Below are 15409 nucleotides of genomic sequence, written 5' to 3' on the forward strand. Positions count from 1 at the left end.
ACGCGCCACTTGGCACGTGCGGCACGTTAGAATAGATAAGGCTATGCTCGTTTTGGCAGATAGGAGTGCAAGGATGGCGATCACGCCCGCAGAAATCGCGGAAACCCGCGGCATGGTTGAGGAGCAGAACCTCGACATCAGGACCATCACCATGGGTGTTTCGCTCATGGGTTGCGGCGACGAGAGCCTCGACCGCATGTGCACGAAGATCTACGACCACGTGACGCACACGGCTGAGCACTTGGTCGAGACCGCCGAGAACCTCGAGCGCGAGTACGGTATCCCCATCGTCAACAAGCGCGTTTCCGTCACCCCGGTGGCGCAGATCGCCGCATGCTGCAAGGATGAGGACCTCACCCCCATCGCGCATGCCCTCGACCGCGCGGCCGAGACGCTCGGCATCGATTACCTGGGCGGCTTCTCCGCGCTCGTTCAGAAGGGCATCGGCGACGCCGACCGCCGCGTCATCCAGTCCATCCCCCAGGCGCTCGCTACCACCAGCCGCGTCTGCTCCAGCGTCAACGTCGCCAGCCTGCGTGCCGGCATCAACATGGACGCCGTGCTCATGGCCGCCCAGACCATCATCGATGCCGCCAAGCTTACGGCAGATGAGGATTCCGTTGGCGCCTCCAAGTTTGTCTGCTTTGCCAACATGGTCGAGGACTCCCCGTTTATGGCGGGCGCCGTCCACGGCGGTGGCGAGGCCGACGCCGTCATCAACGTTGGCGTCTCGGGCCCCGGCGTTATGGCGGCAGCCCTGGAGAAGCTGCCCGACTCCGCCTCGATGATGGAAGTCGCCGAGAAGATTAAGCAGACCGCCTTTAAGATCACCCGTGCCGGCGAGCTCATGAGCCGCGAGGCCGCCCATCGACTGGGTGTCGAGAAGGGCATCGTCGACCTGTCGCTGGCGCCTACGCCCGCCATTGGCGACTCCGTTGCTCGCATCCTCGAGATTATCGGCGTGGGCACCTGCGGTGGCCCGGGCACGACCTGCGCGCTCGCCATGCTCAACGACGCCGTCAAGAAGGGCGGCGTCATGGCCAGTTCCAGCGTCGGTGGCCTCTCGGGCGCCTTTATCCCCGTGTCCGAAGACGCCGGCATGATCGCCGCCGTCGAGGCCGGCGCGCTTTCGCTCGAGAAGCTCGAGGCCATGACCTGCGTGTGCTCCGTCGGCCTGGACATGATCGCCATCCCCGGCGACACCCCGGTCGAGACCATCGCCGGCATCATCGCCGACGAGATGGCCATCGGCGTCATCAACAATAAGACCACGGCCGTGCGCGTGATTCCCGCCATCGGCAAGGGCGTGGGCGACTGCGTCGAGTACGGCGGCCTGTTTGGCCGTGCGCCCATCATGCCGGTGAACCCCAACGCCGGCACCGTGCTTGCCCACCGTGGTGGACGCTTCCCGGCACCGCTGAACTCGCTGAAGAACTAGCTGAGGGGGACTGGCGAGGAGCCCCGGGGAGGGCAAATATATAAGGTCGCCTGCTCGGACAGTCCTGACTCGCACGGAGAGCACATTAAGTGCTCTCCGGCTCGTGCGGAACTCGCGATCGACCTTATATATTTGCCCTCCCCGGGGCTCCCGCACAACGGGACCTCGGTTGGGCTCTATCCCGGTTGCAGTTGCTTCGCTCCTGCACCACTAGGCTGGTGCGACGGTTTGGCGTTGGATCGGTTCTTTCTGATATATGCTGGTTGCGGCTCTTCTTTTGGGGGGGAGTCGCTTTTTTGTTGCTAGGAGGTTAGCCCGTGGTTGATGGGGATGCTCGCTCTGAGCTTCTTTCTGCTGATTGGAATCAGGAGTGGATGCGTCTGCAGGCCGCTCGGCATCGGGCTGATGATTCTTTTGAATGGGATAAGCGGGCTCGACATTTTCGACCTCTTGAGACTGCTCCGTATGCCCGGGATTTTATGAAATTGCTGGCTCTTGAGCCTGGTGAATCGGTGCTTGATATGGGGTGTGGGGCTGGGTCGATTGCTATTCCGCTTGCGCAAGACGGGCATCCTGTGATTGCGGCTGATTTCTCCCCCGCCATGCTGGGCACGCTTGATGCCGGCATTGAGTATTACGGGCTCGAGGATCTTATTACGCCGCTTGAGCTTGCTTGGGATGATGACTGGAATTTGGTTGGACCGGTCGCGAAAGCGGTAGATGTTGCCTTTGCCAGTCGCTCTGTCACCACGACCAACCTAAAAGGCGCGCTTGCCAAGCTTGATCGTACGGCTCGTCGGCGTTGTGCTGTCACGATGGTCGCCAACTCCAGCCCGCGCTATGACCTGCACCTGATGAACGCTATCGGTGCCTCGGTTACCCGCAGTAATGGCTTTGTGTATGCCTTCAATATCCTCATTCAGATGGGCGCCCTGCCGCAGGTTACGTACTTTGAATCGCCTCGTCGCGATACCTTCGATAGCCTTGAGGCGGGAGTGGCGGACTTCTCCCGCATGCTCGAGCACGGTAACGAGGATAAGATTGACCGTCTACGCGACTACGTCGCTCAGCATATGATTGAGAATCCCCATGCCGGCGAGCCAGGGTCCAAGGGCGTACCGCAGGGGCGTTACATGCTCGACCACGTCCGCAAGGTCCGTTGGGCGTTTATTGCATGGGAGCCGGTCTCCATACCCCGCCCGTAGCCCATCTAAAGCTTGCATCGTCTTCCCGCCCGGCATCCGCATTCTTTGCGAACTGGGCAAACGCGCTCCACACCGCGCCGTTCCTGCGCTATCGTGGGACAGCTCACGTAGATTAAGGCCCCATTGCGGGGCGCCCCATACATAGAAAGCGAGAACCCATGGCACTGACAGGAGCCCAGGTCAAGCAGCTTCGCAGCATGGCCCATCACCTCAACCCCGCCATCATCATCGGTAAGTCCGATGTCAACGAGGGCACCGTCGAGCAGACGGTTGCCTACCTGGAGAAGCACGAGCTCGTTAAGTGCTCCGTGCTGGACGGCTCCAGCCTTTCTGCCCGCGAGGCCGCCGAAGAGCTCGCTGAGCGCTGCCACGCCGAGGTCGTCCAGGTCATCGGCCGCAAGTTCTCGCTGTATCGCGAGTCCTCACGCAAGGACATCGAGAAGATCAAGCTCGTCTAAGAGCCAATGATCCGGCGAGCCAACACATAGCAAGCTTACGGGTGCCCAAGTACTTTGGGCGCCCGTTTTTTATCGCTCGACCAGCACGCGATTGAGCCGCCCCTCCACCAAGCGCTCGTATAGACGCCGCGTCTCGGGCTCGGGCACGCCATTGACCTGCTCCCTCAGATGGTGCATATGCCCGCTGTATAGCTCGACGATATCGCGCCGCCGCCCCGCCGCACTGTAGACGCGCATGGCGCAGCGCACCATATCCTCGCGCGCCGTTTCCTGCCGAAGCCCCGACTCCGCCAGCCAAATCGCCGACTGCAGATCGTTTTCTTCTAGAGCGGCATTGGCCCCCTTAATCATGCAATCGATGTACTTTGACTGCATAATGCGTCGCATACGCAAAAAGTAGGTGGGATTACAGCCATTGGGAACATACAGCGGTCCGGCATAAAGCTGCTCAATCTTAAGGCACAGTTCAACTAAATGGGGCCCGCGCGCACCCGTGCGATTTCCCAAAACCTCGCGGCTTATCTGGTCAAACAGCCGTACATCGGTCTTGACGTAGTCGCCGTTGAGTCCGATGCATTCATTTTGGATGAGCACGCACGACTTGCCGTCTGGCGTCGGCCCCAAGGCCGACCGCAAGCGCGATATCGTCGAGTACAGGTTGTTGCGGGCGCTATTGAACTCGGCATGGGGCCACAGCTCCATGGCCAGCGTCTCACGATCGACGAGCGCATCCATGCCCAGCGCAAGCCGCTCGGCAAGTGTCGCCGCCTTCTTGCGGCGCCACATTTTGTCCGTGATGGGAAACCCGTCGCGCTCGGCGCGAAACGCACCAAACATGCGAATCTCGATATGGTCGATGGTATCAACGGCTTCAACCTCGCCAGCCTGGAACAGACGCTCGCCCTCCCCTTCCAAATCGTCGCGCAGCGAGTACCGCGACAGCTCGCGCACGGGAAGCTTCTTGCGTATCCTGCCCGCCGGCTCGCCCAGACAATGCATGGCAAGGCGCGCAAAGAGCCGATACGATGGCTCTAGAATCCCCGCACGATTCATGGACATCCAGGCCGCAAGGTCGCTGTCTCGGCCCGCACAGGCCAAATGCAGCGCCACGACCCAGGCTTCTGAGCCACCGACCTGCGTCTTGCTAATATCGAGCAGCTCCGCCTCTTCGCGAACCGATACCAGCGACGTATTGCGCAGATACGCCACGCGCTCCAGCAGCAAAGCGTTTTCGCGCATGTACGTAATCGATTCGTCGGCGAGCTTGAGCACCTGGACCGCACGGAACTTTGCGTTGACTGGCCGCCCCTCCGCCAGCGATTGCCAGCCCTCCAGCAATAGCCCAAACAGCTGAATTTGATTGTCGCGAACACGCACCGCAAAGCGGTCGAGCTCGCCAAATGCCACATCGTCGGTCACGGGCAAGCCCGCGAGCAGGCGCCGCGCCGCCAGCACCATACGCAGCCAAATGGATGGCGCCTTAAGCCCGCGGATATCGAGCGCCTCGAGTATCTGCGCCATCTTGTCATCGCGCTCGTCGGGTTTAGCAAACGAGCCGTCGAACAGCTCCACCAGCATATGGTCGGCCTGTATGAGAATCCCCGCGATGTCGAGCTCGCAATCATAGGCTTTGCGCGCCTTGAGCTTCGCGAGAACATTGCCGTCTTTCGCTCGCTCGGTTAGGTGGCGCTTGACCTCGATATGCGCGGACAGCATGTCGAGCACCTCGCAGGATGTCTGTTCTTGCACAACAGGGTTGGCGGGAAGCCCCAGGTCATTGTCGCCGTAAAAGGCGATAGTGAGCGCCTGTGCTATTTTCCAGGTAGCGGGGTCGAGCTCGCGCGCCGCCTGATCGCCCGCACGTTCGATAACGGACGCCATATACCTTGCGAGCTTTGTATTGCACACGCTGACAGCCGCCAGATACACGCCGAGCGCCTCGGCGGGTGCCGGCTCTTTCTCCTGCTTTTCCGCATTGACCATCGCCGTCGCCGCGCGGCAAATGTCCCCTCCGTGCCCGGTCAGGGCAAGATCGGCCCCATACTGCCCGGCAAGTTCCAACACCACATGGCGGTCCAAGAACGCATCGGCCAGGTCCATAGCCAAATCGCATCGGCCCGCCTTAATCAAAATGCGAGCAGCCCGCGATACAAGTTCGGGACGGATCTCGGCAACGAGCTTTCGCAGCCTCAGGCGCGCGTTGTCCTTAGCGCCCAAACACCTAAAGGTGCGATCAGACGGATCCACGCCAAAAAACGGATAATCGCGCACAAAGATGGACTGGTCGATCATCGAAAGCCTTACACCGCACGCCTCTAGCTCCGCAATGCGACCCTCGCCCATCAGCACCATCAAGCAGGCAACGGTAAACAACAGGTTGTTCTCGAGCGATGCGAGATCTGCCAGCGCCGCACCGTACACGTTGACGATTTCGTTCTCGAGCAACCCGGCAACATCGCCCTGTCCATACATTCCCGTCTGCAGGGCAGATACCAGCTCTGGCACACCCTGCGTGAGCCGATAAAAATCGAGCGATGTACTGATCGAAAACGCCGTAGCCCATGACGAATACTCATAGGCGTGCACCTTGAGCATCTGCGCATTGACTTTTACAGAATCGCCCAACCCGTGGATAAGCAATCGGTTGGAGGGGCGGCAAGTAATAAAGACCCCCGTCCCCGTAGCACGTAAGCTGCGGATTCGATCGATGAGGTCCTCTGTTTCGCGCTGCTCGAGATTGGGCACGTTGTCGATCGCAACGAGCGAATGCGGTTTGTCCTTAAGCTCATCGGCGACAACCTCGAGCTGCATAAAGAGCTCGCGTCCAATCGCGCGGTCGGCCTCGATTATCCGAACCGGCCCTCGCGTGGGATCCGATTTAACTTCCTGCACGTATTGCAGCAATACCGACGTCTTACCAAACCCGTCGGGCGCGTAAAGCAGAACGATTCCTGCCTTGCGCCCTTTAACGATGAGCTCGTTCATCAAGCGATCGCGCCGCACCATATAGCCGCCGCCCGTCGGCATCAACTCGAGGTCGTCCGTATTGCCCAGATCGTTTACCATGCCTGCTCCTCAACTCGACCATATGGACACCGTAGCTGCAGGACCATATGAGCCACCCCGTGAATAGCGCGACTTAGAGTTTTTGGTTGTCTGCCGGTACGTGTTTGGCAAGTTTTTGTACAGCGAGGCCCGATGGTAATTTATCCCCCGACCAATAGGTCTTTGCGCAGGTCAATGCGCTTGCCAGCATGTCCCATCCAATTTGCAGTGTAGCGCAGTCGTCTGTTTTTATTTGAGTTGCGCAACTCGCCTATTCCTCGCTACCGCTTGCGACTCTATAGTGGCAAATGTGCATAGAATCTGGTACGGAATGAATCTCATGATTTAGAGCCCACTCGCCAAGCATGTGGCAAGGTTTCCGTCATGCACACATTACGGCCCGCATCCACTAAAAAGGCCCCCGCAAAGCGAGGGCCTTTTGGAAAGCTATGTAAGATCGCTTGGTCGCGTTACTCGCAGAGCGAAAGAGCGGCCTCGTCAGCAACGACGACGCAATTGGTGTGGAGCTGCAGGATCGAAGCGGGGCACTCGGGCGTAACCGGGCCATAGCACATATCGTGCACAGCCTGAGCCTTGGCCTCACCGTTGGCGACGACCAGGATCATGCGGGCATACATGATGGTCTGGGTACCCATGGTGTAGGCCTGACGGGGAACATCGTCGATGCTGTCGAACAGGCGGCTGTTGGCCTGAATGGTGCTCTCGGTGAGGTCGACGCAGTGCGTGCCCTTGGAGAAGTGGTCATCGGGCTCGTTGAAGCCGATGTGGCCGTTGTTGCCGATGCCGAGCAGCTGCAGATCCGGGTAACCGGCGTCGGCGACAATCTTGTCGTACTCAGAGCAGGCGGCAGCGGCGTCGGGGTTGGAGCCATCGGGCACGTGCGTGTTGTTCAGATCAATATTGATGTGATCGAAGAAGTTCTCGCGCATAAAGTAGTGATAGCTCTGGGGATCGTCGTGCGAAAGACCGCGATACTCGTCCAGGTTGTAGGTGCTGACCTCGGCAAAGTCGACGTCGCCCTTCTCGTACCAAGCGGCGAGCTGCTTGTAGGCGCCAATCGGGGTGGAGCCGGTGGCAAGACCCAGTACGCAATCGGGCTTGAGGATAACCTGGGCCGAGATGATATTGGCGGCCTTACGGCTCATATCCTCGTAGTCTTTAGCTTTAATGATCTTCATTACGCGTCCTTTCTCGTACAAAAGAGGCAAGGCTCCCCTTACAAGCACTTGCCCGCGGCCCGCGTCGGCCGCAACCAACGTGTGCGGCCACCAGGGCGAGGTCGCGTAATGTATGTGTCTCGTGTCTAGCCGCGTCGAGGCCCCTGCCCGTCCACGGTGACCCAAAGCTGTTTAGCCTCGGACGTTTCCCATCTTGCCACGGAGGGCGCCCTCTTTCAAGGGCGCCCTCCGTAAACGTGTTTGAATTGTAGGCTAAAGGCCGAGCGCGCTCACTAGCGCTCGCGAGCGACGATGAGTTGGTCCATCTCCTCGACGTGCTCTCCAACGGAGCCCTTAATGCTCGAGAACTCAACGGAGTTGCACACCAAGATGGGAACCGTCACATCGTAGCCCTCGGCAGCAATTGCCTCGCGATCGAACTCGATGAGTACATCGCCCTTATGGACGATGTCACCCACTTGCGCATGTACGGTAAAGTGCTTGCCCTCGAGCTGAACAGTGTCCAAACCAACGTGAATAAGCACGTCCAAGCCATCGACCGTGTTAAGCGCAACGGCATGACCCGTGGGAAAAATCGCCTCGACCTTAGCATCCGCCGGCGCGATCACACGTGTGCCCGTGGGCTGAATCGCCACGCCCTGACCCAAAAGGCCAGTGGCAAACGTCTGGTCGTTTACCTCGGAAAGCGGAATGACATCGCCCGAGATGGGAGCATCCAGCGTAAGGACTCGACCACGCATACCAAAAGACCTTAGGACTTTAGTGAACATGCTCCCCCTCGGACATACCAATCAATCAAAATAGCCTTAACAGTTTACCACTTGGCACCCGTTATTGACCATTAGGGAAGTTCGCGCTTGACAACCTCGACGATGTCGTCGACAACGCGCTGGGTCAGCTCGTGTGTCTCGGCCTCGGCCATAACGCGAACCAGCGGCTCGGTACCGCTCGGGCGCACCAGGATACGGCCGCGACCATTGAGCTCCTTCTCGGCGACAGCGACGGCGTCCCAAATGGGCTGACAATCGTCCAGGCCGGCCTTGTTGTCCGAATGCACGTTGACAAGCACCTGCGGGTACTTCTTCATGATGCCGGCAAGGTCGGTGAGGGTGCGGCCGGTGCGCTTAAGCACGGCCAGAAGCTGCAGGGCCGTCACCAAGCCGTCGCCGGTGGTGTTGTGCTCCAGGAAGATGATGTGGCCGGACTGCTCGCCGCCGATGACAGCGCCGTCCGCGAGCATGCGCTCCAAAACGTAGCGGTCGCCCACGGCGGTCTGCACCATCTCAAAGCCCTGCTCCTTCATGGCGATGGAGAAGCCCAGGTTGCACATAACGGTCGAGACGATCTCGGAGTTGGCGAGCTTGCCGCGAGCGGCCAGGTCAGAGCCGCAGATGGCCAGGATATAGTCGCCATCGATCTCGTTGCCCTCGCTGTCCACGAACAGCACGCGATCGGCGTCGCCATCGTGGGCCAGGCCGATGTCAGCGTGGGTACGCAGTACGAGCTCACGCAGGGGCTCAAGATGAGTGGAGCCGCACTCGACGTTAATGTCGGTGCCGCAGTAATCGGTGTTGATGGCATGGACCGTAGCACCCAGGCGCTGCAGCGCGGCGGGTGTAGTCTGGCAGGAAGCGCCGTGGCCGCAGTCGACGGCAACAACCAGACCGTCGAGTTTAAGGCCGTCGAGGGTGCTAATAGCATGGTCGACATATGCCTTGCGAGCGTCCTTCATCTTGATGATGTGACCCACACCGGCACCGGTCGGCAGCGTATCGGCAGCCATGGCCTCCTCGGACATGACCCAGGCGCTGATCTCTTCCTCGACAGCATCGGGAAGCTTCATGCCCTTGCGGCTAAAGAACTTGATGCCGTTGAACTCCGGCGGATTGTGCGAAGCGGAGATGACGATGCCGCCGTCGAGCTCGTTTTGGACGGTGAGCAGCGCCACGGCCGGCGTAGGGATAACGCCGCAGCAGTGCGGACGGCCGCCCTCGGCCATAATGCCGGCGGTCAGAGCACTCTCGAGCATGGTGCCCGAAAGACGCGTGTCGCGACCGATGCAAATGTCCGGACCAAGGAACTTGGTCGCCGCACGGCCAAGGCGAAACGCGAGGTCGCACGAGAGGTCGGCGTTGGCGACGCCACGGACGCCATCGGTACCGAAGATGTTCTGGGGCATAGGATCGCTCCTTCCCAAGTGGACAAAACGCAGTCGCCCACCCTAGTCGAAAAAGAAAAGCGGGACCCGCCGAGCAATCGGCAGGCCCCGCTTGTACATTGTATCTCGTAAGGAGATAAAACCTTAGCGCTTGGAGAACTGGGGAGCGCGGCGAGCCTTCTTGAGGCCGTACTTCTTGCGCTCGACCACGCGAGCATCGCGCGTAAGGAAACCGGCCTTCTTGAGGTCAGCACGGTAGTCGCCAGCGTTCAGAAGAGCGCGAGCGATGCCCAGACGCAGAGCGCCGGACTGACCGGAGATGCCGCCGCCATCGCACAGAGCGATAACGTCGAACTGACCGGCGGTGTCGGTCACCTTGAAGGGAGCAAGGGCGTTCTCAACGAGCTGATGACGGCCGAAATACTGCTCGGCGTCGCGCTTGTTGATGGTCACCTTGCCGGTGCCGGGGACGAGACGGACGCGGGCGACGGCGTTCTTACGACGGCCGGTACCCTGGTAGACAACGGTGTTCTCAGCCATCTTTAAGCCTCCAGCTCAATCTTCGTGGGGTTCTGGGCAGCATGCGGATGCTCGGCACCAGCGTAGACCTTAAGCTTGGTCATCTGGGCACGGCCGAGGGTGGTCTTGGGCAGCATGCCGCGAACGGCGCGCTCGATGACCTTCTCCGGGTGCTTCTCCATAGCCTGGCGGAAGCTCTCAGCCTTGAGGCCGCCGTTGTAGCCGCTGTGGCGATAATAGGTCTTCGTGTCGGCCTTGTTACCGGTAAGCTGGACCTTATCGGCGTTGATGACGACAACGAAGTCGCCGCAGTCGCTGTTGGGCGTGAACTGGGGCTTGTTCTTACCGCGCAGGATCATTGCGATCTGGGTGGCAAGACGGCCCAGGACAGCACCATCGGCGTCGACGAGAACCCAGTTGCGCTGGACCTCGCCCTGCTTGGCGTAGTGAGTCGATTTCGAAATCACTTAGACTCCTCCATGTACAGTACGTGTTGTTACAGAGATTCACGGGGCTCTGCAAGTAACCCGTCCATATTACCCCGCTCGCCGCCCGAGTCAACAGGTATTTTGGCTCCGACCAGAGTTTCTGCACATGTCGTCCATGGGTCATGACGTCGCGACGCTAGCGCTCGACAAACGCCTCGATATCTCCGAGCAAGCGCTTTGCCTCCTGGCGGCCCTGAATATACAAGTCGAGGAGCTTTGCCGGATCGTGCTCAACGTGGCCGACCTCGACCGGCTTTTGCGGAGCAACGACCAGTGCGCGGCCCTCGCGCTCATACTTCCACAGATGCATGCGCTGGATGTTATAGCGGTCGTGGCGCGTCTCGATAGCCTCGAGCAGATAAGGGTAGTCGGCATAGCGAGCGCGCGCGGCGGGCATAAACTCGTAGGGCTTTTTCTCGTACGAGCGGTCCTGCGTGACAATGACGACCGCGCGATCGAAGCCCGCCTCCTCCAGCACGTGCTCGATGGGGACCGAATCGGCCACGCCGCCGTCGACGTATTTGTGCCCGTCAATCTCGACCGGCGGCGTCACCAGCGGCAACGAGGTCGATGCGCGCACGGCATCGAGATCGAGCACGGCGCTTTTGACCGGCAGGTACGTGGCGGTTCCAAAGAGCATGTCCGTCGCGACGGCGTACATCTCGATGGGGCTCGCATCGAACGTCTCGTTGTCAAAGGGATCCAGGCGGTCCTGGACATCATTGAAGATAAAGTCGTAACCCACAATGGAACCCGTGGACGCAAACGATGCGGCGCCCATGAAACGGCTGTCGTTGCAGAAAGCCAGGTTGATGCGGTTGGCACGGCCGATCTGGTGCGACTTGTAGTTCACGCCGTTGAGGGCGCCGGCCGATACACCGTAGACAGCCGGAATCTCAACGCCGGCCTCCATGAGAACGTCGAGCACGCCTGCGGTAAATTGCCCGCGAAAACTGCCGCCCTCCAGGACCAGCGCGACCTTGCCGGCGTTCTTTGCCTTATCTTCTGCAGTCATATTGACCTCCTGCGATTGCGTTTTGGCTTTCTTCTACCCAGTTTTGAGATGGAGGGCGCGCAGGTTTTGGAGTTGAGGAGGGCGGAGCGGTCGGCGGGAAAGCGTGTCCCGTTCTCAGAGCAAATTCCGGGTCGTATTTTCCGCTGAGCCCGCCATCTGGAAAATGAATCCCATTCCGAGCTTAGATTCCGGGATGCGCTTTCCGCTTGAGCTGCCATTGGGAAAGCATATCCCACTCTACGGCTCGATTCCGGGTCGCAGTTTCCGCTTGAGGCATCATCCGGAAACTACGTCCCAGTCTGAGCGCGGATTCCGGGACGTGCTTTCCGCCTGGGCTGCCATCGGGAAAGCGTGTCCCGGTCTGCGTTGCCAAGGCGTTTTCTTTACGCCCGCGCCCTGCTCAGAGTTCGATTCTCCGCGGTTTGGGGCTTGCGTTGGTGCGGGGCATGGGCAGCCGGAGCTTAATCGGCATCGCATCTATATCTGGTCGCGACTTTGCGCGGAGAATCCGCGTATTTGCTTCGCAAATCCGCACCGGCTTCGGCCGCCTGCCGGCGCCTCGCCCGCTCGCTACAAACGCTTCGCGTTTGCTTAACGCTCGCGCCCTGCATAGAGTTCGATTCTCCGCGGTGCGGACTAGAAATAAAAAGGCAGGTAGAGACACTTCTCTACCTGCCTGTTACTTATGGTGGAGCTGGCGTTCATTCGGTCGAACACCTCGCCACCTGGACCTATAGCGCCAGGCAGCGACGGATTATCGCCCAAGCCGGCAGAATCGTCAAACGTGAACGCCACGCGCAGGCCGTCGTCATCGTCGGGGCCGCCCAGCACCACGCGCGCCACGAACGTGCGCAGAAGCTGCGCGTCGTCCACCTCGGCGGCGGCCATGCCCTCAAGCCAGAACAGCGCGCGGTCGTAGTCAAGGCGGGCGGCCTCAAGGGCCTCGGCCGTGCGCAGCTCGTCCTTGAGGAGCGCCTGCCGCTGCTTCAGCGCGTCTATGCGCTCCTTGCCGCCCGGCGGCGCGATGCCCGACTCGATGGCCGCCCATATGTTGGAGAACGCCGTCTCGATCTTGACCAGCTCGCCCTTTATGGTCTCGCTCAAGGGCTTCTCGTCGGCGCGCTCCTCCTCGGCGTCGGCCAGCATGCGAGCGATGCGCTCGCGGCTGTCGGCGCTGCCCAGGGCCTCGCGCACGGCGTCGGCCACGCGCTTCTCCACGGCATCGCGGCGCACGGTGCGCCCGCAGCTGCGGCAGCGGTAGTAGTGATAGGGCCTGCCCGACTTGCCCGTGCCGCTGGTGCCGGTCATCAGCCCGCCGTCGCGCCCGTCGTAGAGCTTGCCCGTGAGCGGGAAGTCCCACGCTTCGGTCTTGGCGCGGGGCCTGTGCGAGTCCTCAAGCATCCGTATCACCCTCTCCTCGTCATCCATGGGAACGATGGCGGGCATGCCGCCGGGCACGACCACGCCCGCGTAGCGGTACTCCCCGCCGTTCTCCCGCCGCATCAGTATGCGGCGCACCGTCTGGAAGCGCCACTTGCCGCCGCGCTTGGTGCGGTACGGCTCCCAGGCGCGCACCACGTCGGCCACCGACTTGCCCGACAAGACCATGCGCACGCCCAGGCGGATGGCGGCGGCCTCCTCCTCGTTGACCACGTAGCGCCCGTCCACTATGTCCCAGCCGTAGCGCACGCAGCCGTTGGCCATGCACCGCTCGGCGTTCTTCTGTATGCCGTCGCGTATGCGCTCGCCGTCGAGCGCGCTCTCGTACTCCGCCAGCACCTCCAGCATGCCCAGCTGCAGCACGCCCGCCGAGCCGTCCGAAATGTCCTCGCCCGCGTACAGTATCTCGACGCGGCAGCGGCGCAGCATGATGCGCGCCATGGCCATCTCGTCGCGGTTGCGCATGATTCGGGTAACTTTATATATGACCACGAAATCGAACAGCCCTCGCTTGGCGTCGGCCATCATGCGCTGGAACTCGGCGCGGTCGGTGTTGGTGCCCGTCTGCGCGAAGTCGCAGTACGTGGCCACCACGCGCAGGTCGTTCTCGGCGCAGTAGGCGCGGGACTTCTCCACCTGTATCTCTATGGACTCGCCGCGCTGGTTGTGGCTCGAGAAGCGGGCGTATATCGCCGCGCGCCCGCCCACGGCTACTCCATCTCGTCGGCGGCCTGGAACCACACCACCGTGCCGATCACTCGCACGGGTCCGTCGTCCATGCCGAAAATCATGTCCTCGTAGTCCTCGAAGCTGTCCGCCGACAGCATCAGCTTGGTGCTGCCCTTGTACCAGCGGCGCATGACCGCGCGGTAGTCCTCGGTCTCCACCACGGCGATGGACCCGTTGGCGGGCTGGCGGTCGGGGTCGACCAGCACGTGGCTGCCCTCGGGTATGACGCGGTTCATGCAGTCGCCCTCGACCTCCAGGGCGAACGCGCGCGGGTGCCCGGCGCACACCGAGGCGGGCACCTCAACGCGGTGCGCTATCTCCTCCTCGTCGGCGAGCGCGCCGGCGTGCACGCGCCCGAGCGTGAGCAGCGGCACGGTTGCGCTGCTGGCCACCACGGGCATGGCACCGGCGGGCAAAACAACGCCATCTGTTCCCTCGTCAATAACCTCGCCTTTACTGATATTGAAATAATCCGCAATACGCTGAACTGCGCCCATGCGAGGCACTGCTCGCCCGTTTTCCCACTGAGATACGGCCATAGCGGAGACGGCGGCAACTTTGCCGAACTCCTCCTGCGTCATGTCGTGCTGCGTCCTAATCCTTCGGATGTTCTCGGCTATGCTCACGTGTCCTCCTTCCGCTGCGACCGTTAAAATCTTTTTACAGAATATGACAAATCTTCTTTACAGTCACTATATGTTTGGTTATAGTCTTAGGCATACCAAGCAAGGAGGTGATTCGATGGAATTGGTTGATGCGCGCAAGAAGGCACGGTACTCACAGGAGGCCGTGGCTGGCCTTCTCGGCATCTCGCGGCCCACGTACGCAAAGATGGAAAGCAACCCCGATAGCGTGACTATCGAGGACGCCAAAAAACTGGCAAAGCTTTTCGGCGTGCGTGTGGCTGATATTTTTTTCGGCAGCAACGATAGTTAAACCTATAGATTGGAGAGAAACCATGACCACCAAGAGCCACCAGCCCGAGTTCGCCGCCGAGATCATCGGCAAAACGCTCGACCACCTCATCGACGACCGCAAGCGCGTGGCCGTCAACTTCGAGCTGGCCGAGAACGGCTGCATGGAGGAGACGCACGTCAGCCTCAAGCGCCGCATCGCGGCCATGTGGGGCTTCCAGACGAGCGGCATCGAGCTTCTGGAGGCGAGCACGACCTGGTTCGAGCTCGGCGGCATGCAGTTCAACGTCTACAGCTCCGTGCAGTTCAGCGTGAACGGCAAGGGCTGGAGCACCGACTTCAAGACCATCGCGCGCGACACCGCGTACGACGAGAAGGAGTAGGCCATGCTGAACGAGGTGACCGTACGGGGGGGGTTCACCGCCCTCAACGTGAAGAGCGGCAAGTGCGTGCTGCAGTTTGAGCTGGACCCGAAGTTCCGCGATTCCATCCCCAAGCTGGTGGAGTTCACGGGGCAGATGCTCAACATCCACGTGTACGACGACCAGGAGGTGATGTTCGTGGATAGGGACACCGGTGAGGTCGCCTACGAGGACGCCCCGCTGCTTCTGCCGGGCGTCGCGGGCGAATGACCCCGATACAGCGCGCCATGTGCGACGGGTGCGCCGCCATGATGCGCGAGTTCTACAAGGACCCAGAGAACGAGAGGAAGTTCCAGGAATGGAAGACGATATGAGAAAGCCATTTGGGTCGCCTCCCCCGCGGCGCAGCTTCTTTCCGCGGGCTCGGGATGCCACAATG

General features: G+C 60.9%; 15 protein-coding genes. 6 read left to right on the top strand and 9 right to left on the bottom strand.

Annotated elements, in window-relative coordinates:
* The first annotated feature begins 73 nt into the window (after positions 1 to 73).
* The 3 genes from ABHR63_RS00765 to ABHR63_RS00775 all read left to right on the top strand — a co-directional run bounded on the left by ABHR63_RS00765 (position 74) and on the right by ABHR63_RS00775 (position 3101).
* Positions 74 to 1438, top strand: a complete 1365-nt coding sequence (locus ABHR63_RS00765; protein ID WP_138111640.1) for a PFL family protein — start codon at positions 74 to 76, stop codon at positions 1436 to 1438.
* A 521-nt stretch (positions 1439 to 1959) separates the two neighbouring features.
* Positions 1960 to 2643 (top strand): hypothetical protein, encoded by a 684-nt coding sequence (locus tag ABHR63_RS00770; RefSeq protein ID WP_229066852.1) that lies wholly within the window; start codon positions 1960 to 1962, stop codon positions 2641 to 2643.
* 158 nt (positions 2644 to 2801) lie between these two features.
* Positions 2802 to 3101 carry a YhbY family RNA-binding protein gene (locus ABHR63_RS00775; RefSeq protein WP_006234690.1) on the top strand — a complete coding sequence of 100 codons (300 nt, stop codon included), beginning with the start codon at positions 2802 to 2804 and terminating at the stop codon, positions 3099 to 3101.
* Positions 3102 to 3170: 69 nt separating this feature from the next.
* Here ABHR63_RS00775 and ABHR63_RS00780 read toward each other — a convergent pair whose 3' ends face one another.
* The 9 genes from ABHR63_RS00780 to ABHR63_RS00820 all read right to left on the bottom strand — a co-directional run bounded on the left by ABHR63_RS00780 (position 3171) and on the right by ABHR63_RS00820 (position 14320).
* Positions 3171 to 6167 (bottom strand): AfsR/SARP family transcriptional regulator, encoded by a 2997-nt coding sequence (locus ABHR63_RS00780; protein ID WP_138111634.1) that lies wholly within the window; start codon positions 6165 to 6167, stop codon positions 3171 to 3173.
* 449 nt (positions 6168 to 6616) lie between these two features.
* A complete protein-coding gene (gene nagB / locus ABHR63_RS00785; protein ID WP_055287061.1) occupies positions 6617 to 7345 on the bottom strand; it encodes a glucosamine-6-phosphate deaminase in 729 nt (242 codons plus the stop codon).
* A gap of 272 nt (positions 7346 to 7617) precedes the next feature.
* Entirely contained in the window at positions 7618 to 8085 is a 468-nt protein-coding gene (locus tag ABHR63_RS00790; protein WP_320676340.1) for a PTS sugar transporter subunit IIA, read from the bottom strand.
* A gap of 101 nt (positions 8086 to 8186) precedes the next feature.
* Positions 8187 to 9524, bottom strand: coding sequence for a phosphoglucosamine mutase (gene glmM / locus ABHR63_RS00795; protein WP_346964620.1), 1338 nt, complete (start codon positions 9522 to 9524; stop codon positions 8187 to 8189).
* 123 nt (positions 9525 to 9647) lie between these two features.
* Positions 9648 to 10043, bottom strand: coding sequence for a 30S ribosomal protein S9 (gene rpsI, locus ABHR63_RS00800; RefSeq protein ID WP_022094634.1), 396 nt, complete (start codon positions 10041 to 10043; stop codon positions 9648 to 9650).
* Between the two features lie 2 nt (positions 10044 to 10045).
* Positions 10046 to 10489 carry a 50S ribosomal protein L13 gene (rplM, locus tag ABHR63_RS00805; protein ID WP_022094635.1) on the bottom strand — a complete coding sequence of 148 codons (444 nt, stop codon included), beginning with the start codon at positions 10487 to 10489 and terminating at the stop codon, positions 10046 to 10048.
* 157 nt (positions 10490 to 10646) lie between these two features.
* Positions 10647 to 11525, bottom strand: coding sequence for a patatin-like phospholipase family protein (locus ABHR63_RS00810; protein ID WP_271757604.1), 879 nt, complete (start codon positions 11523 to 11525; stop codon positions 10647 to 10649).
* 636 nt (positions 11526 to 12161) lie between these two features.
* Entirely contained in the window at positions 12162 to 13673 is a 1512-nt protein-coding gene (locus ABHR63_RS00815) for a recombinase family protein (RefSeq protein ID WP_346964621.1), read from the bottom strand.
* 2 nt (positions 13674 to 13675) lie between these two features.
* Positions 13676 to 14320, bottom strand: coding sequence for a LexA family protein (locus ABHR63_RS00820; protein WP_346964622.1), 645 nt, complete (start codon positions 14318 to 14320; stop codon positions 13676 to 13678).
* A 115-nt stretch (positions 14321 to 14435) separates the two neighbouring features.
* Here ABHR63_RS00820 and ABHR63_RS00825 point away from each other — a divergent pair, with 115 nt between their 5' ends.
* From ABHR63_RS00825 to ABHR63_RS00835, 3 genes are read left to right on the top strand one after another with little or no spacing between them, the layout of a single operon-like run.
* Entirely contained in the window at positions 14436 to 14630 is a 195-nt protein-coding gene (locus ABHR63_RS00825) for a helix-turn-helix transcriptional regulator (protein ID WP_114513521.1), read from the top strand.
* A gap of 22 nt (positions 14631 to 14652) precedes the next feature.
* Entirely contained in the window at positions 14653 to 14991 is a 339-nt protein-coding gene (locus tag ABHR63_RS00830) for a hypothetical protein (protein WP_346964623.1), read from the top strand.
* A 3-nt stretch (positions 14992 to 14994) separates the two neighbouring features.
* Positions 14995 to 15240 carry a hypothetical protein gene (locus ABHR63_RS00835; RefSeq protein WP_346964624.1) on the top strand — a complete coding sequence of 82 codons (246 nt, stop codon included), beginning with the start codon at positions 14995 to 14997 and terminating at the stop codon, positions 15238 to 15240.
* Positions 15241 to 15409: the final 169 nt, after the last annotated feature.

Origin of the sequence: Collinsella aerofaciens (genome assembly GCF_039752775.1) — a bacterium.
Lineage (GTDB): Bacteria > Actinomycetota > Coriobacteriia > Coriobacteriales > Coriobacteriaceae > Collinsella > Collinsella aerofaciens_R.